This is a genomic window from Stenotrophomonas sp. NLF4-10 (assembly GCF_022359915.1).
Lineage (GTDB): Bacteria > Pseudomonadota > Gammaproteobacteria > Xanthomonadales > Xanthomonadaceae > Stenotrophomonas > Stenotrophomonas daejeonensis.
The window spans coordinates 1,905,557-1,928,132 of the sequence record NZ_JAKSEE010000003.1 but is presented as its reverse complement, the minus strand read 5'-3'; the positions used below and the strand labels follow the sequence as shown (position 1 = coordinate 1,928,132).

Annotated in this window: 22 protein-coding genes and 1 pseudogene; 16 read left to right on the top strand and 7 right to left on the bottom strand. The window is 69.4% G+C overall.

The window, feature by feature from the left end:
* Positions 1-15: 15 nt before the first annotated feature.
* Entirely contained in the window at positions 16-2,298 is a 2,283-nt protein-coding gene (clpA, locus tag MIC98_RS09035; protein ID WP_239736918.1) for an ATP-dependent Clp protease ATP-binding subunit ClpA, read from the bottom strand.
* 108 nt (positions 2,299-2,406) lie between these two features.
* Positions 2,407-2,727 carry an ATP-dependent Clp protease adapter ClpS gene (clpS, locus tag MIC98_RS09030; protein WP_057641839.1) on the bottom strand — a complete coding sequence of 107 codons (321 nt, stop codon included), beginning with the start codon at positions 2,725-2,727 and terminating at the stop codon, positions 2,407-2,409.
* A 134-nt stretch (positions 2,728-2,861) separates the two neighbouring features.
* Between clpS and MIC98_RS09025 the strand changes: the two genes are divergently transcribed.
* From MIC98_RS09025 to MIC98_RS09000, 6 genes are all read left to right on the top strand, one after another.
* Complete coding sequence (locus MIC98_RS09025) at positions 2,862-3,299, top strand: hypothetical protein (protein ID WP_345772172.1); 438 nt, start codon at positions 2,862-2,864, stop codon at positions 3,297-3,299.
* Positions 3,300-3,310: 11 nt separating this feature from the next.
* Positions 3,311-3,763, top strand: coding sequence for an NUDIX hydrolase (locus MIC98_RS09020; RefSeq protein WP_239738113.1), 453 nt, complete (start codon positions 3,311-3,313; stop codon positions 3,761-3,763).
* 110 nt (positions 3,764-3,873) lie between these two features.
* The gene (gene mnmA, locus MIC98_RS09015) at positions 3,874-5,001 is read left to right on the top strand and encodes a tRNA 2-thiouridine(34) synthase MnmA (protein WP_239736916.1); all 1,128 of its coding nucleotides are present in this window, start codon (positions 3,874-3,876) and stop codon (positions 4,999-5,001) included.
* The gene (hflD, locus tag MIC98_RS09010) at positions 4,998-5,621 is read left to right on the top strand and encodes a high frequency lysogenization protein HflD (RefSeq protein ID WP_239736915.1); all 624 of its coding nucleotides are present in this window, start codon (positions 4,998-5,000) and stop codon (positions 5,619-5,621) included. Before mnmA ends, hflD begins: the two co-directional genes overlap by 4 nt.
* 52 nt (positions 5,622-5,673) lie before the next feature.
* Positions 5,674-6,864, top strand: coding sequence for a methyl-accepting chemotaxis protein (locus tag MIC98_RS09005; RefSeq protein WP_239736914.1), 1,191 nt, complete (start codon positions 5,674-5,676; stop codon positions 6,862-6,864).
* An 80-nt stretch (positions 6,865-6,944) separates the two neighbouring features.
* Positions 6,945-7,187 (top strand): hypothetical protein, encoded by a 243-nt coding sequence (locus MIC98_RS09000; protein ID WP_057641829.1) that lies wholly within the window; start codon positions 6,945-6,947, stop codon positions 7,185-7,187.
* Between the two features lie 267 nt (positions 7,188-7,454).
* Here the strand turns inward: MIC98_RS09000 and MIC98_RS08995 are convergent, their stop codons facing one another.
* Complete coding sequence (locus MIC98_RS08995; RefSeq protein ID WP_169788712.1) at positions 7,455-9,935, bottom strand: EAL domain-containing protein; 2,481 nt, start codon at positions 9,933-9,935, stop codon at positions 7,455-7,457.
* Between the two features lie 393 nt (positions 9,936-10,328).
* On the opposite strand from MIC98_RS08995, the pseudogene MIC98_RS08990 reads away from it, so the two are divergent.
* Both MIC98_RS08990 and MIC98_RS08985 read left to right on the top strand, forming a co-directional pair.
* Positions 10,329-11,057: pseudogene (locus MIC98_RS08990) on the top strand (sensor histidine kinase); the annotation flags it as partial.
* Positions 11,058-11,061: 4 nt separating this feature from the next.
* Positions 11,062-12,828 (top strand): EAL domain-containing protein, encoded by a 1,767-nt coding sequence (locus MIC98_RS08985; RefSeq protein WP_239736913.1) that lies wholly within the window; start codon positions 11,062-11,064, stop codon positions 12,826-12,828.
* A gap of 343 nt (positions 12,829-13,171) precedes the next feature.
* On the opposite strand, the gene MIC98_RS08980 is transcribed toward MIC98_RS08985, so the two are convergent.
* The 4 genes from MIC98_RS08980 to flgA form a co-directional block, all read right to left on the bottom strand.
* Positions 13,172-14,320 (bottom strand): ATP-binding protein, encoded by a 1,149-nt coding sequence (locus tag MIC98_RS08980; protein WP_083490225.1) that lies wholly within the window; start codon positions 14,318-14,320, stop codon positions 13,172-13,174.
* Positions 14,321-14,456: 136 nt separating this feature from the next.
* Complete coding sequence (locus MIC98_RS08975) at positions 14,457-14,795, bottom strand: flagella protein (protein ID WP_057641979.1); 339 nt, start codon at positions 14,793-14,795, stop codon at positions 14,457-14,459.
* Positions 14,792-15,094 carry a flagellar biosynthesis anti-sigma factor FlgM gene (gene flgM / locus MIC98_RS08970; RefSeq protein WP_057641978.1) on the bottom strand — a complete coding sequence of 101 codons (303 nt, stop codon included), beginning with the start codon at positions 15,092-15,094 and terminating at the stop codon, positions 14,792-14,794. The genes MIC98_RS08975 and flgM overlap by 4 nt, the downstream gene beginning before the upstream one ends.
* Positions 15,095-15,168: 74 nt before the next feature.
* Complete coding sequence (flgA, locus tag MIC98_RS08965) at positions 15,169-15,813, bottom strand: flagellar basal body P-ring formation chaperone FlgA (protein ID WP_239736912.1); 645 nt, start codon at positions 15,811-15,813, stop codon at positions 15,169-15,171.
* 102 nt (positions 15,814-15,915) lie between these two features.
* Between flgA and MIC98_RS08960 the strand changes: the two genes are divergently transcribed.
* From MIC98_RS08960 to flgH, 8 genes are all read left to right on the top strand, one after another.
* Positions 15,916-16,860, top strand: a complete 945-nt coding sequence (locus MIC98_RS08960) for a chemotaxis protein (protein WP_057641982.1) — start codon at positions 15,916-15,918, stop codon at positions 16,858-16,860.
* A gap of 170 nt (positions 16,861-17,030) precedes the next feature.
* Positions 17,031-17,432 carry a flagellar basal body rod protein FlgB gene (gene flgB / locus MIC98_RS08955; RefSeq protein WP_239736911.1) on the top strand — a complete coding sequence of 134 codons (402 nt, stop codon included), beginning with the start codon at positions 17,031-17,033 and terminating at the stop codon, positions 17,430-17,432.
* A gap of 23 nt (positions 17,433-17,455) precedes the next feature.
* Positions 17,456-17,863 carry a flagellar basal body rod protein FlgC gene (gene flgC, locus MIC98_RS08950; RefSeq protein WP_057641975.1) on the top strand — a complete coding sequence of 136 codons (408 nt, stop codon included), beginning with the start codon at positions 17,456-17,458 and terminating at the stop codon, positions 17,861-17,863.
* Positions 17,864-17,874: 11 nt separating this feature from the next.
* The gene (locus MIC98_RS08945; protein WP_239736910.1) at positions 17,875-18,549 is read left to right on the top strand and encodes a flagellar hook capping FlgD N-terminal domain-containing protein; all 675 of its coding nucleotides are present in this window, start codon (positions 17,875-17,877) and stop codon (positions 18,547-18,549) included.
* 35 nt (positions 18,550-18,584) lie between these two features.
* Entirely contained in the window at positions 18,585-19,805 is a 1,221-nt protein-coding gene (gene flgE, locus MIC98_RS08940; protein WP_239736909.1) for a flagellar hook protein FlgE, read from the top strand.
* Positions 19,806-19,953: 148 nt separating this feature from the next.
* Complete coding sequence (locus MIC98_RS08935) at positions 19,954-20,703, top strand: flagellar basal body rod protein FlgF (protein WP_239736908.1); 750 nt, start codon at positions 19,954-19,956, stop codon at positions 20,701-20,703.
* 370 nt (positions 20,704-21,073) lie between these two features.
* Positions 21,074-21,859, top strand: a complete 786-nt coding sequence (flgG, locus tag MIC98_RS08930; RefSeq protein ID WP_239736907.1) for a flagellar basal-body rod protein FlgG — start codon at positions 21,074-21,076, stop codon at positions 21,857-21,859.
* Between the two features lie 23 nt (positions 21,860-21,882).
* On the top strand, positions 21,883-22,575 hold the full coding sequence (gene flgH, locus MIC98_RS08925; protein WP_239736906.1) for a flagellar basal body L-ring protein FlgH: 693 nt from the start codon (positions 21,883-21,885) through the stop codon (positions 22,573-22,575).
* The last annotated feature ends 1 nt before the right edge of the window (position 22,576 follow it).

Below are 22,576 nucleotides of genomic sequence, written 5' to 3'. Positions count from 1 at the left end.
TCCCCGTTCCCTGCTTCACTCCACCGTCGCCGGCAACAGGCGCTCCGGCTCGGGCGTGGCCTCGACCACCAGCTCGCCGTCGCGCACGTCGATGCCGACCTTGCCGCCGCCCACCAGCTTGCCGAACAGCAGCTCGTCGGCCAACGGGCGCTTGATCCTGTCCTGGATCACCCGCGCCATCGGCCGCGCACCCATGTCCGGGTCGAAGCCGTGCTGGGCCAACCAGTCGCGCGCGGCCGGCGTGGCCGACAGCGCCACGTGCTTGTCCTGCAACAGCATTTCCAGTTCGATCAGGAACTTGTCCACCACCCGCAGGATGTGCTCGAAGCCCAGCGCCTGGAACTGCACCACCGCATCCAGCCGATTGCGGAATTCCGGGGTGAAGCTCTTGCGGATCACCTCCATCGCGTCGGTGGCGTGGTCCTGCTTGGTGAAGCCGATCGAGCGCCGCGAAGCCTGCACCGCGCCAGCGTTGGTGGTCATCACCAGGATCACGTTCTTGAAGTTGGCCTCGCGGCCGTTGGTGTCGGTGAGGATGCCGCGGTCCATGACCTGCAGCAGGATGTTGAAGATGTCCGGGTGCGCCTTCTCCACCTCGTCCAGCAGCAGCACGCAGTGCGGGGTCTTGACGATCTTCTCGGTCAGCAGGCCGCCCTGGTCGAAGCCGACGTAGCCCGGGGGCGCGCCGATCAGGCGGCTGATCGAATGCGGCTCCATGTATTCGGACATGTCGAAGCGCACCAACTCGATGCCCAACTGCAACGCCAGCTGGCGGGTGACCTCGGTCTTGCCCACCCCGGTGGGGCCGGCGAACAGGAAGTTGCCGATCGGCTTCTCCGGGTTGCCCAGCCCCGAGCGCGACAGCTTGATCGCCGAGGCCAGCGATTCGATCGCCGGGTCCTGGCCGAAGATCACCATCTTCAGGTTGCGCTCCAAGTGCTGCAGCACGTCCTTGTCGGTGGCGGTGACCTGCTTGGCCGGGATCCGCGCCATCTTGGCGACGATGGCCTCGACCTCCTCGACGTCGATGGTCGCCTTGCGCTCGTCCTCCGGCAGCAGCCGCTGGCGCGCGCCGGCCTCGTCGATCACGTCGATGGCCTTGTCCGGCAGCAGGCGGTCGCCGATGTGCTTGACCGACAGGTCCACCGCCGCCTGCAAGGCGTCGTCGGCGTAGGTCACGCTGTGGTGCGCCTCGTACTTGGGGCGCAGGCCCTTGAGGATCTCGTAGGCCTCGCCCACGGTCGGCTCGACGATGTCGATCTTCTGGAAGCGCCGCGCCAGCGCGCGGTCCTTCTCGAAGATGCCGCGGTATTCCTGGAACGTGGTCGAGCCGATGCAACGCAGCTCGCCCGAGGCCAGCGCCGGCTTGATCAGGTTGGAGGCGTCCATCGTGCCGCCCGAGGCCGAGCCGGCGCCGATGATGGTGTGGATCTCGTCGATGAACAGCACCGCGCCGGGCACCTTCTTCAGCGCGGTGATCACGCCCTTCAGGCGCTTCTCGAAATCGCCGCGGTACTTGGTGCCGGCCACCAGTGCGCCCAGGTCCAGGGAATAGATCACCGCGTCGGCCAGCACCTCGGGCACCTCGCCGTCGACGATGCGCTTGGCCAGGCCTTCGGCGATCGCGGTCTTGCCGACGCCGGCTTCGCCGACGTACAGCGGGTTGTTCTTGCGGCGGCGGCACAGCACCTGGATGGTGCGCTCGATCTCGTCGCGGCGCCCGACCAGCGGGTCGATGCGGCCGGCGCGGGCCTGTTCGTTGAGGTTGCTGGCGTATTCGGCGAGGGCGTCGCCCTTGGCCTCGCCCTCGCCGCCCTCGACCCGGCCCTCGCCGTCGATGGAAGGTGCGGCCTCGCCCTCTTCGCCGACCTTGGCGATGCCATGCGAGAGGTAGTTGACGATGTCCAGCCGGGTCACGTCCTGCTGGTTCAGGTAGTAGACCGCGTGCGAGTCCTTCTCGCCGAAGATCGCCACCAGCACGTTGGCGCCGGTGACCTCCTTCTTGCCCGAGGACTGCACGTGGTAGACCGCCCGCTGCAGCACGCGCTGGAAGCCGAGCGTGGGCTGGGTGTCGCGGCCGTCGTCGTCGGCCAGCCGCGACACCGAGGTTTCCACCGCCTGCTCCAGTTCCTGCCGCAGGCGCTCCAGGTCGGCACCGCAGGCCTTGAGCACGGCCTGCGCGGACGGATTTTCCAGCAACGCCAGCAGCAGGTGCTCGACGGTCATGAATTCGTGGCGGGCCTCGCGGGCGCGCTTGTAGCACTGGCCAATCGTCTGTTCGAGGTCTTTGCTGAACATGGGGGGCTCCGACTGCGGTTGCAGACAATATGCGGCCTTGCCGCACGATTTCCACAACCCGGCCGGATATGGCCGTTCAGGCAGGCGTCGGGATCGGCCATGCCGGCCTCAGGCCTTTTCCATCGTGCACAGCAGCGGGTGCTGGTTCATGCGCGCGAATTCGTTGACCTGGGCGACCTTGGTTTCGGCCACCTCGCGGCTGTAGACGCCGCAGATGCCGCGGCCGCGGGTGTGGACGTGCAGCATCACCTGGGTGGCGCGGTCCAGGTCCATGCCGAAGAAATCCTGCAGCACGGTCACCACGAAATCCATCGGGGTGTAGTCGTCGTTGAGCAGCATCACCTGGTACAGCGGCGGCGGCGCGACTTCGGGCTTGCCGGTCTCCACCAGCAGGGCATGGTCGTTTTCGTGTTGGAGCTTGCGTGGCATCGGCGAATTATAGCGGTTGGCCCCGGCCGCCCGCGCCCGGCCCGCCCCGGTCGCCGCTACAATTCCCGCCTGCCCACATTCCCCGCAGGGACCGCATGAAGAAGATCGCAATCGCAGTGGCAATGGCCGGCCTGATGGCCGGCATGACCGGAACCGCAGGCGCCGGCGAACCGGACCCGGGCATCAAGGCACAGCTCGATTCGCTGGAGTACGCCTACGAAGTCGACGAGGACGGCGACTACCGCATGGTGTTCGACATGGAGGACGAGCGCACCCAGCTGGTGTTCGTGCGTTCGACGGTCGAAACCTACGGCAACCACCGTGTCCGCGAGATCTGGTCGCCCGGCTACAAGTCGCCCGGCACGCAGTTCCCGGCACTGATCGCCAACCGCCTGCTGGAGGACTCCAACGACTCCAAGCTGGGCAGTTGGGTCAAGCAGGGCGACGCGGCCATGTTCGTGGTCAAGATCGACGCCGACGCCGGCGCGGAAATGCTGAGCGACGCCATCGACGCGGCGATCAGGAGCGCCGACGCGATCGAGCTGGAACTGACCTCGAAGGACGACTTCTGAGCGTGGATGCGATGCGGTCCGAGCGCTGGGCGCCACGCGTCACCGTGGCCACCGTGGTGTCCCGCGCCGGGCAGCTGTTGCTGGTCGAGGAAGAAAAGGCCGGCCGGCGGGTGCTGAACCAGCCGGCCGGGCACCTGGAACCCGGCGAAAGCCTGCTGGAAGCCGCCGTGCGCGAAACCCGCGAGGAAACCGGCTGGGACGTGCGCCTGACCGCCTTCATCGGCAGCTACCAGTGGGCCGCGCCGGATGGCACGCCGTTCCTGCGCTTCGCCTTCGCCGCCGAACCGGTGCTTCATCATCCCGAACAGGCGCTGGACGACGGCATCGTGCAGGCGCTGTGGCTGACGCCGGCGGCGATCCAGGCGGACATGGCGCGGCTGCGCAGCCCGCTGGTCTGGCAGACGCTGTCGGACTGGCTGGCCGGCCAGCGCCATCCGCTGTCGCTGGTGAGGCAGGTGCCGTGAGCATCGCGCGGACCTTGGTCTCCCCCCTCCCATCCTCCCCCGCAAGCGGAAGAGGTGGCGTCGTGCCATGCGCAATCGGCTCCGATTGGACTCGGGGAAGGTGAAAGATGGTGGCTGACGTCATTGTCGGAGTATCGGGCGGCGTGGATTCCTCGGTCGCCGCGCTGCTGCTGGTGCAGCAGGAGCACAAGGTCGCCGGCCTGTTCATGCAGAACTGGGCCGACGATGGTTCCGGGGAGTGTCGGGCAGAGGATGACCGCCGCGACGCGGTGGCGGTCTGCGGCCGGCTCGGCATCCCGTTCCATTTCCGCGACTTCTCCGCCGAATACTGGCGGGGCGTGTTCGAGCACTTCCTCGCCGAGTACGCCGCCGGGCGCACCCCCAACCCGGACGTGCTGTGCAACCGCGAGGTCAAGTTCAAGCACTTCCTCGATGCGGCCCGCGAACTGGGCGCGCTGCGCATCGCCACCGGCCATTACGCGCAGGTGGCGCAGGCCGGCGGCCGCTGGCGGCTGCTGCGCGGCGCCGACCGCGGCAAGGACCAGAGCTATTTCCTGCACCAGCTGGGGCAGGAACAGCTGGCCGCCACCCTGTTCCCGATCGGCCATCTGGAAAAGAGCGAGCTGCGCCGCATCGCCCGCGAGGCGGCGCTGCCGACGCATGCCAAGAAGGATTCCACCGGCATCTGCTTCATCGGCGAGCGCGACTTCCGGCAGTTCCTCGGCCAGTACCTGCCCGCGCGCGAAGGCGAGATCCACGACCCGCAAGGCCGCACCATCGCCCGCCACCCTGGCGTGTTCTATTTCACCCTGGGCCAGCGCGAGGGGCTGAACATCGGCGGCGTGCGCGGCCGCCCGGCGGCGCCGTGGTACGTGGTCGGCAAGGACGTGGCGCGCAACATCCTGTACGTGGACCAGGGCCACGACAGCCCCTACCTGCAATCGCACTGGCTGCGCAGCGAGGCCATGCACTGGATCGCCGGCGCGCCGCCGGCCGCCACCTTCGAATGCACCGCGCAGACTCGCTACCGCCAGCCCGACGAGCCGTGCACGGTGAACGTGCGCGACGACGGTACGCTGGAGGTCCGCTTCGCGCATGCGCAGCGCGCGGTGACCCCCGGCCAGTCGCTGGTGCTGTACGACGGCATGGAATGCCTGGGCGGCGCGGTGATCGCCGCCACCGATGCACCGCTGGAGCAGCGCACCCGGCAGCCCGTATCCCCCGAGAGGCAAGCATGAGTTCTTCGTTCGACGACCGCGTACTGGCACTGGCCGGCATCGCCCAGGCCCTGCAGCAGGTGCGGCGCATCGCCGAGACCGGCCATTCCGACGCCGCCGTGGTGCATACCGCGATGGACAGCGTGATGCGCATCGACGCGCCCACCCCGGCCGCGGTATACGGCGACCCCCGGCAACTGGAGCCGGGCCTGCGCCTGCTGCGCGACTACTTCCGCAACCAGGGCAAGGACGAGCTGCTGCCGCGGCTGGCGCTGGCGGTGATGCAGCTGGAGCGCCGCTTCGTGCGCGAGGACGCGGCCATCGCCAAGGTGCAGGCCGGCGTCCAGCGCAATGCCGGGCTGGCGCGCGAACTCGGCGACAGCGCCCACCCCGACGTGCTGGCGGCGATGGGCGGCCTGTACGCGGACACCATCAGCCAGCTCAAGCCGCGGATCATGGTGCAGGGCAACCCGCACTACCTGGGCCAGGCCGGGGTGGTGGCCGAAATCCGCGCCCTGCTGCTGGCCGCGGTGCGCTCGGCGGTGCTGTGGCGCCAGCTCGGCGGCAGCTACTGGGATTTCCTGTTCTCGCGCAAAGGCATGCTGGAAACCATCGAACGGCAATTGCGCGGGGGCGGCTAAAGACCCACCCCACCCGGCCGATACTGCAATCGTGACACTGCCGAGAACGTCCATGTATTCACGCATTGCTATCCGCCTGGCCGCCCCGCTGGCCCTGACTTTCCTGCTCCCGGTGGCAGCCGCGTTCGCGTGGCCCTCCGCCGCGGTATGGGCGATCCTGACCACGATGGTCCTGAGCTGGCTGGTGTTCGCCTACTACAGCGTGCATGGCCAGGCCCAACGCTCCCCGGAACACGCCCGCGTGCTCAAGGAGCAGGACCAGTTGCTCAACGAGCTGCGCAGCTTCGTCAGCAACGAGATCGACGGTTCGCGCGGCGAGATCGAGCGCGCCCGCGAGCTGATCCGCCAGGCGGTGGCCGGCCTCGGCGGCAGCTTCGACGCGATGAGCCGCAAGTCGCGGCAGCAGAGCCAGGCGCTGGCCCGCATCGTCGACCGTGCCGGTGAAGACGGCGGCGGCGGCGTGGACGTGGCCCGCTTCGCGCAGAACGCCAGCCAGCAGATGGAGCAGCTGGTCGAGGCGCTGGAGCAGGTCAGCGGCCAGAGCAGCAATACCGTACAGCACATCGACCAGATGGCGCAGCACCTGGACGGCATCTTCGCGCTGCTGGAGGACGTCAAGTCGATCGCCGACCAGACCAACCTGCTGGCGCTGAACGCGGCCATCGAGGCGGCCCGTGCCGGCGAGGCCGGTCGCGGCTTCGCGGTGGTCGCCGACGAGGTGCGCAACCTGTCCGAGCGCTCGACCACCTTCAACGAGCAGATCCGCAAGCTGGCGCACAGCTCCAAGGACGCCATCGCCAAGGTCCGCGAAACCGTCTCGCACATGGCTTCGCGCGACATGGACCGCTCCCGCGAGGCGCGCCAGGAAGCGGCGGCGATGCTGGACAGCGTGGCCGCGATCAATGCCTCGCTGGGCGACGGCATGCGCGAGATCTCCGAGTGCGGCCGCGCCATCGACGGCAGCGTCGCCGAGGCGGTGCGCGCCCTGCAGTTCGAGGACATCGCCACCCAGGCGCTGGGCGGCGTGCATACCCACCTGGACCGCCTGACCGCGATCAACCGCGAAGCCGTGGCCCTGCAGGAGCTGCTGCACCGCAGTGGCGGCGTGCTCGACAGCGAACTGGTGACCGCACTGCAGCGCACCGGCAGCCGCCTGCGCGAGATGCGCAGCGAGTGGGAACGCCCGCCGCACAAGCCGGTGGCGCAGCAGAGCATGGGCAGCGGGACGGTGGAGCTGTTCTGAGCCCCCGGCCCGCGTGATCCCGAACAGCCCCGGCCCCGGCCGGGGCTTTGCTGTCGCCGCCCACCGCCATCTCCTGCCGCATGATCCTCCGCGCCACCCAGGACAACCCCGCCACGCCGTTCCCGTCGGAACCGGCAAGCGCGGCGGTTGCGTCCGCGCGGCCGGCGGCCATGCCGGGGGCGGCGCTGCTGGCACTGGAAGTACTGGCGCAGCAGGAACTGGCGCAACTGCGGCGGCAGCTGGAGCAGGAACCCGAAGATCCCCCCATCGCCCCGTTGGCCGCCCTGCTCGCCTGGGACCTGGGGTTGACGGAAACGCGGTAGCCGCCGCGCGACCGCGGAAGACGGCTCTTGCATGTCCCTGTAGATGCGGGGCTTGCCCCGCATGGGGCATTGCCGGGCAAGCTCCCGTGCCGGGCGAGCCCGGCACCTGCGAGGGCCGATTCGTGCGAGGGGAGTCTCGCCATCCCCAGCATGCCTGCCACGCCCTTGTAGATGCGGGGCTCGCCCCGCATGAGGCACTACCGGGCGAGCCCGGCACCTGCGAGGAAGGTCACGGAAGCCTGACTGCAACGCGCCGTGGACAGGACCTCAGAGGGTGACGATCGGCGCGTCCGGGCGGGCCGGCAACGCCGGCTCCCTGCCCTCTTCGTTGCGCCGGCGCAGCCACTGCGCCATGTCCCGCGGCGGCAGCGGCCGCGAATACAGGTAGCCCTGCATTTCATCGCAGCCCTGGCGCTGCAGCATCGCCTCCTCCAACGGCGTCTCCACGCCTTCGGCCACCACCTGCATGCCCAGCGCATGCCCGAGCTGGACGATGGCCTGGGTCACCTCGGCGGTGCCGGCGTCCTGGCGCATGCCATGCACGAAGCTGCGGTCGATCTTCAGCCGCTGCACCGGGAACCGGTTGAGGTAATGCAGGTTGGAGAAGCCGGTGCCGAAGTCGTCTACCGCCAGCGGCACGCCGTGCCGCTCGAAGGTGTCGAAGCACTGGCGCAGCACCTCGGTGTCGCGGATCAGCGCCGATTCGGTCAGTTCCAGCTCCAGTCGCTGCGGCGGCCAGCCGTGGCGCTCGCAGATGCGGACCACCCGTTCGGCGAAGCCGGGCTCGCGCAGCTGCATGGCCGACACGTTCACCGCGATGCGCTCGAACTCCAGCCCCGCCGCCTGCCATACCGAGGCCTGCCGGCAGGCTTCGTCCAGCACCCATTCGCCGATGCGGACGATCTCGCCGCAGCGCTCGGCCACCGGGATGAACTCGGCCGGGTTGCAGGGCTCGCCGTCCGGGCGCATCCAGCGCAGCAGCGCCTCGATGGCCGGGGCGCGGTTCGGGTCGCTGCCGACCAGCGGCTGGTAGGCGAGGTGGAATTCCTCGCGCTCCAGTGCGCCGTGCAGCGCGTGTTCGATTTCCAGGCGGCGCTGGATGTGGGCCAGCGCGTCCTGGCTGTAGTACTGGAAGGTGTTGCGCCCGGTTTCCTTGGCCGCGTGCATCGCCGCGTCGGCCGCGCGCAGCAGCGCGTCGAAATCCTGCCGCGCATCGTCCGGCAGGGCGATGCCGATGCTGGCCCCGACCTTGAGCGTGGCATCGTCGCGGTGCAGCGGCGTGGCCAGCGAGGCGATCAGCTTGCGGGCGACGTGGCCGGCGTCCTCCGGGTCGGCCAGGTCGCGCAGCACGACGATGAACTCGTCGCCGTTGAAGCGCGCGAACAGGTCGGCGTTGCGCAGGTTCTGGTGCAGCCGCGAGGCCGCCGCCTTGAGCAATACGTCGCCGGTGGCGTGGCCGAAGGTGTCGTTGATCGCCTTGAAGCCGTCCAGGCCGATGAACAGCATCGCCAGCACGGTGCCGTGCTGGCGCGCTTCGAGCAGGGCCGCCTGCGCCTGCTCACGCAGCAGCACGCGGTTGGGCAGGCCGGTCAGCAGGTCGTAGTGGGCGAGCAGTTCGATGCGCTCGTTGGCCTCGCGCTCGCGGGTGATGTCGCGGAACAGCACGACGAAGCGCTCGGGCAGGCCCTCGCGCCGGTCCAGCTCGATCTGCACCTGCACCCACACTCGCTGGCCGGAATGGCGGTAGAAGCACAGGTCCAGCTGCTCGGGCAGGCCGCCGTCGGCAATGCGCAGCAGCGCGGCCTCGAAGCCGTCGCGCGAATCCTGCGTGTACAGGGCCAGTGCCTGCTCCAGCGTCACCGGCTCCTTGCGCAGGCCGTGGATGCGGTAGCACTCCTCGGTCCACAGCATGCTGCGGGTGGCGACCTCGATCTCGCAGCCGCCGATGCGGCCCAGCGCGGACACCCGGTTCAGCAGTTCGGTGCGCCAGCGGACCAGCGCATCGGTCTGGTGCTGCTCGGTGATGTTCTGCACCTGCCCGCGCACCTTGCCGATGCCGCCCCCGTCTCCCGGCTCGGGCTGCATCCATACCCCCAATTGCAGGCTGGCTTCGCCGGCGTCGGCCGCCGGCACCGCCAGTTCGAAATGCTGTGGCTGGCCTTCACGGTGCAGCCGCCGCCATGCCGTCATTGCCTGCTGGCGCGCGGGCCGGTCGAGCAGGGACAGCCAGCGCCGGTTTTCCGGCAGGCTGCCGGGCGCGCGGCCCAGGGCGGCATGCAACTCGGGGGACCACAGGAAGCGCCCGTCGCGCCGCGACCAGTGCCACCCGCCCAGCCCGGCGATGTGCCGGACCTGCCCCAATTGCACCTGCTGCTCGTGCAGTTCGGCTTCCAGCGCCTTCACCCGGGCTTCGTCGCTGCCCGGCAGTGCCTGCAGCGAGGGTTCGCCGACGGTGGCGGCCTCGACCGTGCAGATGTAGGCCGACACCGCGCCTTCAGGCGCGTGGACCGCGCTCAGGAAACCCTGCAGGCAACCGCCGTTGCCGGGGATGGAGCACGGCTGCATGCCCTGCGCGCAGGCCAGCCGGCGCACGCCGGCCAGGGCAAGGCGGTGCGTGGACAGGCTGCGGTGCAGCCCCTGTCCGCGCGCAGCCGCATTGGCGGCCAATGGTCGCCCTTCCGGGTCCAGCAACACGATCGCCCCCGCCAACGGGTGGCTCAGCATGCCTGCGATGACGCCTTGATCCACGCAGTACCGCTCCCAATCCTCTTCCCGCGACACGGGTACGTCATCGTTAACGGCGCGCCCCGTCGAAAATTGAGGACTGCGTCATCACCCCCGCTGCCGGTAAGATGAACCCCGGTTCCCTACCCGGCACACCACGCACCAATGGAGACCGGCCAGCCCCGCGCCCACCCCGCCCCCACCACGGATTCGGCGATGGCCCGCCTGCAGCGCGCGGTACTGGCGGTGGTCGGCGTGGGCGGGACACTGATCCTGCTGTGGGGGCTGCTGCCGCGGCTGTGGCCGGGGTTGGCCGGATCGACCGCCCTCTGGAGTGTGACCTCCGTCGCCCTGGTCGCGCTGTTCGCCGGCGTCGCCCTGGCCCTGCTGCTGCCGCGCCTGCGCCGGCTCGAGCGGCTGGTGGCGCGCGACCTGGCCGAGCTGGAATGCAGCCGGGCGGCGCTGGAAACCGGCAACCGCGAGCTGCAGGCGATGGCCGGGCGCCTGTTCTCGGTACAGGAGGACGAGCGCCGGGCCATTTCCCGCGACCTGCACGACGACATCGGCCAGGCCGTCACCGCGATCAAGCTGGCCGCCCACGCCGCCATCGACGAGGCCGACATGCAGCGCCGCAACGCGGACCTCGGGCAGATCGTGGAACTGGTGGACAGCACCGTCATCCGCCTGCGCAACCTGTCGATGCTGCTGCGCCCGCCGCAGTTGGACGCGCTGGGGCTGGAAGCCGCCCTGCGCTGGCAGGCCGGGCAGCTGTTCCGCGCCTCCCCGGTGGAGCTGCTGCTGGAAGTGGGCGACCTGCCGCAGCGGCCGGACAACGAGATCGAACAGGCCTGTTTCCGCATCGCCCAGGAAAGCCTGACCAACGCCCTGCGCCACGCGCTGGCCAGCCAGGTGCGGCTGCGCCTGGCCGATGCCGGTGACGGCCGCCTGCACCTGCAGGTGGCCGACGACGGCGAGGGCTTCGACCCCGCCGGCCCGCGCGGGCTGGGCCTGATCGTCATGCGCGAGCGCGCGCAGAGCGCCGGCGGCCGCCTGCAGATCCACACCGGGCCGGGCGAAGGCACCCGCATCGAGCTGCACCTCCCCTATCGCGCAGCGCAGGCCGCCAGCGCCTGCGCAGGACACTAGAACCATGTGGAACGCTCCCCCGGCGCCGGCGGCGCAGGCGACGGTCACCCGCCTCGGCGCCGGCAACCCCGAACTGGCCGCGATGGTCGCCGAGGCCGCCCGCGGCGGCACCCCGCTGATGCTGCTGCACCTGGACATCGACCACTTCGCCTCGGTCAACGAGAACATGAACGCCGAAGTCGGCGACCAGGCGCTGGTGCTGGTCGCCCAGCGCCTGCGCGAACAGCTTCCCGAACAGGGCCGGCTGTGGCGCCACGGCAGCGACGAATTCGTGCTGGCCATCCCGCGCGCGGCCGGCGTGCCGCTGCCCGAGGACATGGCCGAGCAGTTGCGCCAGCAGATGGAACTGCCGCTGTCGGTGCTGCCCTACACCCTGTTCCTGACCGCCAAGATCGGCGTGGCCCTGTGCCCGGAGCACGCCACCGACCCCAGCCGGCTGCTCGACCTGGCCGAGGATGCCTTGCACCAGGCCGCCCGCGAGGGCGGCAACATCGTGCAGGTGCACATGCTGCACCGGCCGCTGAGCGCGCACAGCGAGAGCATCATCGCCCGGCAGTTGGTGGACGCCATCGACAACGGCGAGCTGCGCCTGCGCTACCAGCCGCTGGTCAGCGCCCGCGACGGCCACGTGGTCGGCATGGAGGCGCTGCTGCGCTGGCAATCGCCGACGCTGGGCATGCTGGTGCCCGAGCGCTTCATGCGCACCGCCGAGCGGTTGGGCATCATCGTCCAGATCGGCACCTGGGTGCTGGAGATGACCTTGCGCCAGGCCCGCACCTGGCGCGACCAGGGCTTCGACGACCTCAACGTCGCCGTCAACGTTTCCACCCTGCAACTGCTGCGCCCGGGCTTCTTCGCCGAGGTGATGGGGCTGCTGCAGTCCACCGGCGTGCCGGCGCAGATGCTGACGCTGGAGATCAACGAAAGCGCGCTGACCAACAACGTCAACTTCGTCTACGAAACGCTGGCCCACCTGCGCGGCGAGGGCATCAGCCTGAGCCTGGACAACTTCGGCACCGGCGACTCCAGCCTCAGCGCGCTGGTGCGCTACCCGGTGGACAAGCTCAAGATCGACCGCACCTTCATCAAGAGCGCCCCGGCCGCCGACCGCGAGGCCGCCATCGCCCGCGCCATCATCGCCATGGGCCACCAGTTGGGCATGAGCGTGATCGCCAACGGCGTCGAGTCGCAGGCGCAGTTGGGCTTCCTGCGCCGCAACGACTGCGACGTGTTCCAGGGCTACCTGTTCGGCGAACCGATGTCGGCCGACGCCGCCGGCCTGACCCTGCGCCGCCGCTACCTGCGCCCGGAAGCCTTCGCCGAGAGCCGCCCGGACCGCACGTTGCTGCTGCTGGACGACGAGGAGAACGTGCTGCGCTCGCTGGTGCGCCTGTTCCGCCGCGACGGCTACCGCATCCTCGCCGCCGGCAACGTGCGCGACGCCTTCGAGCTGCTGGCGATCAACGACGTGCAGGTGATCCTGTCCGACCAGCGCATGAGCGACATGAGCGGCACCGAGTTCCTCGGCCGGGTGAAGATGCTGTACCCGGACACCATCCGCCTGGTGCTGTCCGGCTACACCGACCTGACCACCGTCACCGACGCGATCAACCGCGGCGCGATCTATCGCTTCCTGACCAAGCCGTGGAACGACGACGAACTGCGCGAGCACATCCGCCAGGCGTTCCGTACCCACGACGAGCAGCATCGTGGCAGCGGCGGCATGGCGCCGGCCGAGCCCGTCGGCGGCGAACCGCCATCATCGCGATGAGGCAGGTCGGGGTTACACCCCCGACGGCGGCATGCACGAAGCGTCGGGGGCGTAGCCCCGACCTACCGCAGCTGCCGCACCGGCAGCACGAGCCCTCGCCCACCGTACTTTCCAGCTCGATGCGACCATGGTGCTTGTTGAGGTAGGTCGGGGCTACGTCCCCGACGGCGACACCCGCGAAGCGTCGGGGGCATAGCCCCGACCTACCGCAGCTGCCGCACCGGCAGCACGAGCCCTCACCCACCGTACTTTCCAGCTCGATGCGGCCGTGGTGCTTGTTGAGGTAGGTCGGGGTTACACCCCCGACGGCGGCATGCACGAAGCGTCGGGGCGTAGCCCCGACCTACCGCGGCTGCCGCACCGGCAGCACGATGCGGAAGCAGGAGCCCTCGCCCACCGTGCTTTCCAGCTCGATGCGGCCGTGGTGCTTGTTGACGATGCCGTAGGAAATCGACAACCCCAGCCCGGTGCCGCTGCCCACCGGCTTGGTGGTGAAGAACGGGTCGAAGATGCGCTGGCGCAGCTCCGGGGAAATGCCCGAGCCGTTGTCGCGGAACTCGATCCACACGTCCTCGCCTTCCACCCCGGTGCTGACGATGATGCTGCCGCGCTCGGCGATGGCATGGCCGGCGTTGAGCAGCATGTTCATGTAGACCTGGTTCAGCTCGGACGGCAGGCACTCGATCATCGGCAGCTCGCCGTAGCGGCGCTCCAGCGTGACCTTGTACTTGAGCTCGTTCCAGATGATGTTGATGGTCGAGTCCAGCCCGGCGTGCGGGTTGGCCAGCTTCCACGACTCCTCGCGCCCGGAATAGGAGAAGTCCTTCAGGTCGCGCACGATCCGCGTCACCCGCTCGATGCCCTCGCGCGACTCGGCCATCAGCTGCGGCAGGTCGCGGCTGATGAAGTCGATGTCCAGGCGGTCGCGGACGTCGTCGATCTCGGCGATCATCGCCTTCGGGTCCGGCGCCCGCAGCGCGCGCTCGTAGGCCTCGATCACGGTGAACAGGCTGCGCAGGTATTCCTGCAGGCTGCCCAGGTTGGAGTGCACGTAGCCGATCGGGTTGTTGATCTCGTGCGCCACGCCGGCGGCGAGCTGGCCGATGGAGGCCATTTTCTCCGACTGCAGCAGCTTTTCCTGCGCACCGTTGAGGCGCTGGTAGGCCTGGCGCAGCTCGACGTGGCGGCGCTGCAGTTCCTGCTCGTAGTCCTCGCGGCCCTCGATGTGACGGAACAATGCCAGCCACGCCTGCTCGTCGCCCTCGCCGTGGTGGTAGATCTGGACGATCACCACCCGCTCGTCCAGCGGCAGGCTGCCGCTCCAGCAGCCGCTCTCGGCCGCCTGCGACAACGCGCTGGCGGGCAGCAGTTCCTCGACGCGGCGGCCCAGCTCGGTGGCGTCCCCGTCGGCGACGCCGAAAAGCTCGCGGACGACGCGGTTGGCCATCGACACCTCGCCGCGTTCGTTGAACATCAGCATGCCGTCGTTCATGCGGTCGGCGATGCCGCGCAGGACGTGGGAAGGTGGGCAGGGAATGAACGAAGCGGGTTCGGAATCGGCCACGGCGGTCGTGCGGTCGGGGAACGGCGTTCCACCATACCACCGCCCCGCCGGGGCACGGCCGGCTTCAGGCGACCGCGAGCGAGCGGCGCGTGTGCAGCTGTTGCGACTGGCCCTTGGCGTCGTAGGCCGAGGCGTTCTCGCTGCGGCCGAGCTGGCGCAGGGTCCAGCTGACCTCGCGGCGGCGGCGCGACAGTAGCGCGCCATTGGCGCGGTTGCGCTCGGCCAGCTCGCGCAGGCGCTCGGCCTGTTCCAGCGGCGGCTGCGCTTCCAGCACCCTCAGCGCTTCGAGCTTGCGGCCGGTGGCCGCGATCAGCGCGGGGATGTCGTGATCGATCAGCGCCTGACGCTCGCCATCAAGCGCATCGCTCAATTGCTGCAGCGGATCGGTCATGGCGGCGGTCATGCCTGCAGTTGCTGGTCCAGGTCCAGCATGCGCTGGGCGATGGCGTCCGGGTTGATCCGGTAGCTGCCGTTTTCCAGCGCCTCGCGGACCGCCTGCACGCGGGCATTGTCGACCGCCGGGGCGGTGGAAAGCTCGCGCTGCAGGGCCTGCAGGCTGGTGGCCTCGCCGGTCAGGCGCAGGCTGTCGACCGCTTCCACCGGCCGGGCGGCGCCGTCGCCGGTCGCTGCGGTCCGGGTCGGCGTGGCGACCTGGCGCACCGGGGCGCCAGCCGTGATGCCACCGTCGATTTTCTGGCTCATGTGATGGGAGTCCTGTTTCGGTACGACAAGAATAACGGCCGCTTCCGGGAAACCTTTAGTACCTTTTGCATCATCTAGCGCGAGACCAGCACATCGCCGCCGGCGGCGACGATACCCTGCACCACCCGCCGTGAGGACAGGTTCTCCACCGAGACCCGCTCGTCCTGCCCGGCATCGCCCAGCGCCTTGCCTGCCATCCGCACCTCCACGCCGCCGCGCCGGGACACCAGCGCCACGCTGTCGCCGCGGCGGATGACGCGCGGGGCGACCAGGTCGTTGGCCCCCAGCAGGGTACCGGCCCCCAGCGCGCGCCGGGCCACCCGGCCGACCACCTGCCGCGGATCGGACAGCACCGCGCCGGCAATGCGCGCGGTGTCACGGCGGACGCTGGTGATATCGGCCGGGCCGAGGATTTCTCCAGCGGCCACGCCGCGCGCCAGCATCACCACGTCCTGTTCGTTGCGGATCTCCACCGGCACGAACAGTTTCCAGCCGCCGGGCTGCGGGCAGCCGACCTCGACGACGCGGTTGCCGGTGGCGCGCGCCTGCAGCGATACCGGGCAGGCCGCCAGCCGCAGGTTGGCGTCCACCGTGGCCTCGCCCTCGATGGACGGGTCCAGGGTGGACAGGGCGGCGGCGCGGATCGAGGCCAGGCTCTGGAACTGGCCGGCCCAGGCGGGCGCCGCCAGCAGCAGGCACAGCAGGACGAACGGGCGCATGGGCTTCTCCACGGCAATCCTCACAAGGTCGCAGGTGGCCATGCAATCCCCGTGCCCGAAGCGGCACTCAAGTCCTGCGCGCGTGCGGCCGATACCGGCTGCATGTCACATGACCTGCTCAACCGCATCGACCAGCGCACCCGGCTGGCCGGCCACAACCGACTGGCCCTGCTGCTGTTCCGCCTGGGCGGGCGTCAGCTTTTTGGCGTCAATGTCTTCAAGGTGCAGGAAGTGCTGCGGCGCCCGCCGCTGTTCCTCGTGCCCGGCCTGCCGGTGCAGTTCGCCGGGGTCGCCGACGTGCGCGGGCGCTCGGTGCCGGTGCTGGACCTGGGCCTGGCCATCGGCCACCCGGAACGCGAGCCGGACGCCGACACTTCGCCGGGCTACCTGGTGGTCACCGAATTCAACCGCTCGGTGCAGGGCTTCCTGGTCAGCGGCGTGGAGCGCATCGTCAACATCGCGGTGGAGGACATCCAGCCGCCGCCGGAGCTGGGCGCCGAATCCAGCTACCTGACCGCGGTCACCCGCTTCCAGGGCGAGCTGATCCAGGTGATCGACGTGGAGAGCGTGCTGGCCGACATCGCCCAGGTCAGCAAGGACGCGGTGCTGGACCCGTCGATGGCCCTGCCGGCCGGCGCACCGCCGCTGCAGGTGCTGGTGGTGGACGACTCGCGGGTGGCGCGCCAGCAGATCCGCAGCGTGCTCGACCAGCTCGGCGTCACCGCCACCCTGCTCTCCGACGGCAAGCAGGCGCTGGACCACCTGCTGCAGATCCACGCGGCCGGCGAGAACCCGGCCGAGCGCTACGCGATGGTGATCTCCGACATCGAGATGCCGGCGATGGACGGCTACACGCTGACGACGGAAATCCGCCGCCACCCCGGGCTTGCCGGGCTGTACGTGCTGCTGCACACCTCGCTGTCGGGGGTGTTCAACAACGCGATGGTCGAGCGCGTGGGCGCCAACGCCTTCGTCGCCAAGTACAGCCCGCACGAGCTGGCCGACTTCGTGCTGCACCGCCTGCGCCAGGTGGCCGAGGCGGCGTAGGCCGGGGTAACGCCCCCGGCACCTTGCGCATCGGCATGAAGCCGCCGGGGGTGTTACCCCGGCCTACCCTGCTGCCCTGCCGCCGCGGCCCGACCGATGCCGCGCCGGCCATTGCGGGGTTCTGGCACACCACTTGCAACTCCCCGGGCAACGTTCCGCGGGAGACCGCCGTGTCCAACCTGATTTCCGACTATCTCGGGGTCCACGCCCAGGCCATGCCGTTGCGCGAGCAGCGCATGAAGCTGATCGCCGGCAACCTGGCCAACGCCGACACGCCCGGCTACAAGGCCCGCGACCTCGATTTCGACGCCGCCCTGCGCGAAGCCGCCGGCAGCGGCGGCAACGGCCTGCTGGCCTCCACCTCGGAACAGCACTACCGCACCGGCAGCATCGATGGCCTCAACCCGTTCCAGGTGCTGCGCGAGGGCGTGCAGCCCAGCCTGGACGGCAACACCGTCGATCCCGACGCCGAGCGCGCCGCCTACGGTCGCGCCGCGCTGGAATACCGCGCCTCGCTGAGCTTCGTCGAGTCCAAGGTGCGCTCGATGATGACCGCGATCACCGGTCAGTAAGCCGGCCAGCAAGGGAGAACAGCATGAGCAACCTGCCCATTTTCGACATCGCCGGCTCGGCCCTGCAGGCGCAGTCGGTGCGCATGAGCACCATCGCCTCCAACCTGTCCAACGCCGATTCGGTGGCCGGCTCGGCCGAGGCCGCCTACAAGCCGCTGGAGCCTATCTTCCAGGCCGTCACCAGCCGCGAGGACCCGCGCCTGACCGGCGTGCAGGTCAAGGAAATCACCCGGAGCGAGGCGCCGCCGCTGCAGCGCTACGAACCCAACCACCCGCTGGCCGACGCCGACGGCTACGTCTACTCGCCCAACATCGACCCGGTGGCGCAGATGGTCAACCTGATCTCCACCTCGCGCAATTACCAGGCCGGCGTGGAAATGCTCACCACCGCCAAGGAACTGACCCTGGCCACCCTGTCGATGGGCCGCTGAGGACACCCGCCATGAGCAGCGTTCCCGCCAACAACGAATTGTTCGGCTCGCTCGGCCTGACCGCAGCGGCCTCGCAGAGCAGCAAGAAGAAGGACACCCTGGACCAGGCCGATTTCCTGCGCCTGATGACCACCCAGCTGCAGCACCAGGACCCGCTCAAGCCGATGGACAACAGCCAGATGGTCGCGCAGATGGCGCAGCTGTCCACGGTGCAGGGCATCAGCGACCTGAACGACACCGTCTCCGGCTTCCAGCAGGCGATGGCCGGCGACCAGATCCTGAAGGGCGCGGCGCTGGTCGGCCACGAGGTGCTGGTGCCCTCGACCAAGCTCTCGCTGGAGGACGGTGGCGGCGCCAGCGGCACCGTGGCCGCCCCCGGCAGCGGCTACGTCACCATCGACATCACCGACGCCAACGGCGTCAAGGTCACCCAGCTGAGCGTGCCGGCCGAAGCGTCCGGCGAGGTCCAGTTCCAGTGGGACGGCACCGATGCCGACGGCAAGCGCATGCCGGCCGGGGCCTACAACGTCACCGCCACCTACACCGACGGCGAGGGCGCGCAGAGCACGCTCAGCACCTACGTGCAGGCGGAGGTGGAGAGCGTGACCGTCGGTTCGGACGGGCTGTACCTGAACCTCAAGGGGCTGGGCGCCGCCCCGCTCGACTACGTGCTCCGCGTCAGCTGAGCTACCGCACACCATTCCCCGGGAGTACCGACATCATGGGCTTCAACATCTCGCTGTCCGGCATCAACGCCGCCAATGCCGACCTGAACGTCACCGCCAACAACATCGCCAACGTCAACACCACCGGCTTCAAGGAATCGCGCGCCGAGTTCGCCGACCTGTTCAGCGCCACCAGCTACGGCCTGTCGCGCAACGCCATCGGCGCCGGCGTGCGCCTGACCAACGTGGCCCAGCAGTTCTCGCAGGGCAACATCGACCAGACCGGCCGCAGCCTGGACCTGGCCATCGAGGGCGAAGGCTTCTTCACCCTGGACATGAACGGCTACCGCGTCTACTCGCGCGCAGGCAACTTCCAGACCGACAACGCCGGCTACGTGGTCAACCCGCAGGGCGCGCGCCTGCAGGTGTACGCGCCCAATGCCGACGGCACCCGCTTCGACGGGGCGCTGACCGACCTGCAGCTGCTGACCACCGACAGCCCGCCGCGGCAGAGCACCCTGGTCAACCTCGGCTTCACCCTGCCCGGCAATGCCGACGAGCCGGTGTCCGCGTTCGACCCGGCCGATTCCAACAGCTACAACCACTCCACCGGCGGCGTGACCGTGTACGACTCGCTGGGCGTCGGCCACACCCAGACCTCGTACTTCGTCAAGACCAACGTGCCCAACCAGTGGCAGATGTACAACTACGTGGACGGTCAGTCGGCCGGCGCGCCGACCACGCTGGAGTTTTCCGACAGCGGCGCGCTGGTCACCCCGCCGCCGCCGGGCCATATCGCGCTGGACCCGTTCACCCCGACCACCGGCGCCGGCGTGGTGAACCTGACCCTGGATGTGACCGGCTCCACCCAGTACGGCGAGAAGTTCGCCATGCGCGACGTGCGCCAGGACGGCTATGCCTCGGGCAAGCTCAACGAGATCAGCATCTCCGAGGAAGGCATCGTCTACGCGCGCTACTCCAACGGCGCCGACCGCCCGCTGGGCCAGGTGGCGCTGACCACCTTCAACAACCCGCAGGGCCTGCTGAGCAAGGGCAACAACCTCTGGGTGGAAACCTACGCCTCCGGCACCCCGCGCACCGGTGCCCCGGACACCTCCGACTTCGGCCAGATCCAGGCCGGCTCGCTGGAGGCTTCCACCGTGGACCTGACCGAGCAGCTGGTGAACATGATCGTGGCCCAGCGCAACTTCCAGGCCAACGCGCAGATGGTGTCGACCCAGGACCAGATCACGCAGACGGTCATCAATATCCGTTAAAGCGGGGAATGCGGGAACAGGGAGCGGGGAATGAGGCGAAACGGATGTCTGCTCGCCGTCCTCGCTCCCGAAACTTCCGCCCCGGCCCTGCGTCATTCCCTGTTCCCCCTTCCCTGTTCCCCGCCCCACTCCCCGGTCCCCGCCCCTCATGGACAAAGCCCTCTACGTTGCCATGACCGGAGCCAGCGCCTCGCTGCAGGCGCAGGCCACCGTGTCGCACAACCTGGCCAACTCCGACACGCCCGGTTTCAAGGAGGCACTGGCCAACACCCAGGCCTTCCCGGTCCAGGGGCCGGGCTATGCCTCGCGCATCGACGCGATGCACGTCGACGCCGGTTTCAACCGCCGCGTCGGCGCGCAGCAGATCACCGGCAACGCGCTGGACCTGTCGCTGCAACCGGGCAACTGGCTGGCGGTGCAGGCCCGCGACGGCTCGGAGGCCTACACACGCGCCGGCGCGTTGACGCTTACCCCCAACGGCCAGTTGGTCACCCCCAGCGGCAACCCGGTGCTGGACGAGAACAACAACCCGGTGGCGGTGCCGCCGCACCAGGCCATCGAGATCGGCCATGACGGCACCCTGTCGATCATCCCGCTGGGCGAAGGCCCGCAGACGATGGCGACGATCGGCCGATTGAAGGTGGTGCAGGCCCCGGACGAGCGGCTCGAACGCGGCCTGGACGGCCTGTTCCGCAACACCGAACCCTTGCAGCCGTTCGCGCTGGCGGCGGGCAAGACGCTGGACAGCGGCATGCTGGAAGCCAGCAACGTCGATGCCGCCGGCGCGCTGGTGCAGATGATCCAACTGCAGCGCCAGTACGAAATGCAGGTCAAGGTCATCAAGAACGTCGACGAGAACGCGCGCAGCGCCAACACCCTGCTGCGCCTGAACGGCTGAAGCCCTCCACGGCGCTCGTAGCCGAGTAGGTCGGGGCTATGCCCCCGACACGTGCAAGGTCGCACGTCGGGGGCATAGCCCCGACCTACTCGGCTGTTTTGGTGGTGCCCGACCGTTGGTCGGGCAGCCTTGAACATGCCGACCAACGGTCGGCACCCACACCGCCGACCACCGTAGATGCGGGGCTTGCCCCGCATGGGGCATTACCGAAAAAGCCTCCGCACCATCGGGCAAGCCCGGTGCCTACGGCGAGCCCCGCCTTCGCTCACTCCTCACCCCTCTCCACTCACTTCTCGCGTTTTGGCACGCCGCATGCATTGCCTCTGGCAACGGCCATCGCGGCCGGTGTCATCCGCAGAGGAACCGCACCATGAATCAGGCATTGTGGGTCGCCAAGACCGGGCTGGACGCGCAGCAGACGCGCATGTCCGTGGTCTCCAACAACCTGGCCAACACCAACACCACCGGGTTCAAGCAGGACCGCGCCAGTTTCGAGGACCTGCTGTACCAACAGGTGCGCCAGCCCGGCGGTTCCTCCTCGGCGCAGACCCAGCTGCCCACCGGCCTGCAACTGGGCACCGGCGTGCGCGTGGTCGCCACCTCCAAGAACTTCCAGCAGGGCAGCCAGCAGCAGACCGGCCGTGCGCTGGACGTGATGGTCAACGGCCGCGGCTTCTTCGAGGTGATGATGCCCGACGGCACCTCGGCCTATACCCGCGACGGCAGCTTCCAGATCAACGCGCAGGGCGAGCTGGTCACCAACAGCGGCTACCCGGTGCAGCCGGGCATCCAGATCCCCGAAGGCGCGCAGTCGATGACCATCGGCAGCGACGGCACCATCAGCGTGCAGATGGCCGGCGAGGCCGCCTCGCTGGAGATCGGCTCGCTGACCCTGACCGACTTCATCAACCCCGCCGGCCTGCAGGCCAAGGGCGAGAACCTGTACCTGGAAACCACCGCCTCCGGCCCGGCGCAGAACGGCACCCCCGGTCTCAACGGCCTCGGCACCGTGGTGCAGGGCGCGCTGGAGGGCAGCAACGTCAACGTGGTGGAGGAGCTGGTGTCGATGATCGAGACCCAGCGCGCCTACGAGATGAACGCCAAGGCCATCTCCACCACCGACTCGATGCTCGGCTACCTGAACAACAACGTCTGACCGCACCGCTTCCGGAAATCGTCATGGCCCGCCCGTCCCGCACATTCCCTTCCGCCGCCGCCCTGGCCTGCATTGCCCTGCTGGGCGGCTGCACCGTGGCCGGCGACATCCGCCCCTACCCGGCGCTGGCGCCGATGCAGCCGCTGGTGGCGCCGATGGCCGAACCCTCCGCCGGCGCGATCTATGCCGCCGGCCCCGGCCTGAACCTGTACGGCGACCGCCGCGCCCGCGACGTCGGCGACCTGCTGACCATCACCCTGGTCGAGAGCACCACCGCCAGCACCAGCGCCAGCACCGCCATCAGCAAGGATTCGAGCATCGGCATCGGCTCGCCGACCCTGTTCGGCGCGCCGGTGACGCTGGGCGGCAAGGACATCCTGTCGGCCTCGGCCAGCGGCGAACGCGATTTCGCCGGCAAGGGCAACAGCGCGCAGAGCAACAAGCTGCAGGGCAGCGTCACCGTCACCGTGATCCAGCGCCTGCCCAACGGCAACCTGGTCGTGCAGGGGCAGAAGAACCTGCGCCTGAACCAGGGCGACGAGCTGGTGCAGATCCAGGGCATCGTGCGCGCGGCCGACATCGCCCCGGACAACACCATCGCCTCCAGCAAGGTGGCCGACGCGCGCATCGCCTACGGCGGCCGCGGCGCGGTGGCGCAGTCCAACGCGATGGGCTGGCTGGGCCGCTTCTTCAACTCGCGGCTGTCGCCGTACTGAG

What these genes read in the sequence shown, in the direction of transcription:
- clpA (WP_239736918.1), bottom strand. Translation starts at nt 2,298, where the DNA reads ATGTTCAGCAAAGACCTCGAACAGACGATTGGCCAGTGCTACAAGCGC.
- clpS (WP_057641839.1), bottom strand. Translation starts at nt 2,727, where the DNA reads ATGCCACGCAAGCTCCAACACGAAAACGACCATGCCCTGCTGGTGGAG.
- MIC98_RS09025 (WP_345772172.1), top strand. Translation starts at nt 2,862, where the DNA reads ATGGCCGGCATGACCGGAACCGCAGGCGCCGGCGAACCGGACCCGGGC.
- MIC98_RS09020 (WP_239738113.1), top strand. Translation starts at nt 3,311, where the DNA reads ATGCGGTCCGAGCGCTGGGCGCCACGCGTCACCGTGGCCACCGTGGTG.
- hflD (WP_239736915.1), top strand. Translation starts at nt 4,998, where the DNA reads ATGAGTTCTTCGTTCGACGACCGCGTACTGGCACTGGCCGGCATCGCC.
- MIC98_RS09005 (WP_239736914.1), top strand. Translation starts at nt 5,674, where the DNA reads ATGTATTCACGCATTGCTATCCGCCTGGCCGCCCCGCTGGCCCTGACT.
- MIC98_RS09000 (WP_057641829.1), top strand. Translation starts at nt 6,945, where the DNA reads ATGATCCTCCGCGCCACCCAGGACAACCCCGCCACGCCGTTCCCGTCG.
- MIC98_RS08985 (WP_239736913.1), top strand. Translation starts at nt 11,062, where the DNA reads ATGTGGAACGCTCCCCCGGCGCCGGCGGCGCAGGCGACGGTCACCCGC.
- MIC98_RS08980 (WP_083490225.1), bottom strand. Translation starts at nt 14,320, where the DNA reads ATGAACGACGGCATGCTGATGTTCAACGAACGCGGCGAGGTGTCGATG.
- MIC98_RS08975 (WP_057641979.1), bottom strand. Translation starts at nt 14,795, where the DNA reads ATGACCGCCGCCATGACCGATCCGCTGCAGCAATTGAGCGATGCGCTT.
- flgM (WP_057641978.1), bottom strand. Translation starts at nt 15,094, where the DNA reads ATGAGCCAGAAAATCGACGGTGGCATCACGGCTGGCGCCCCGGTGCGC.
- flgA (WP_239736912.1), bottom strand. Translation starts at nt 15,813, where the DNA reads ATGCGCCCGTTCGTCCTGCTGTGCCTGCTGCTGGCGGCGCCCGCCTGG.
- MIC98_RS08960 (WP_057641982.1), top strand. Translation starts at nt 15,916, where the DNA reads ATGTCACATGACCTGCTCAACCGCATCGACCAGCGCACCCGGCTGGCC.
- flgC (WP_057641975.1), top strand. Translation starts at nt 17,456, where the DNA reads ATGAGCAACCTGCCCATTTTCGACATCGCCGGCTCGGCCCTGCAGGCG.
- MIC98_RS08945 (WP_239736910.1), top strand. Translation starts at nt 17,875, where the DNA reads ATGAGCAGCGTTCCCGCCAACAACGAATTGTTCGGCTCGCTCGGCCTG.
- flgE (WP_239736909.1), top strand. Translation starts at nt 18,585, where the DNA reads ATGGGCTTCAACATCTCGCTGTCCGGCATCAACGCCGCCAATGCCGAC.
- MIC98_RS08935 (WP_239736908.1), top strand. Translation starts at nt 19,954, where the DNA reads ATGGACAAAGCCCTCTACGTTGCCATGACCGGAGCCAGCGCCTCGCTG.
- flgG (WP_239736907.1), top strand. Translation starts at nt 21,074, where the DNA reads ATGAATCAGGCATTGTGGGTCGCCAAGACCGGGCTGGACGCGCAGCAG.
- flgH (WP_239736906.1), top strand. Translation starts at nt 21,883, where the DNA reads ATGGCCCGCCCGTCCCGCACATTCCCTTCCGCCGCCGCCCTGGCCTGC.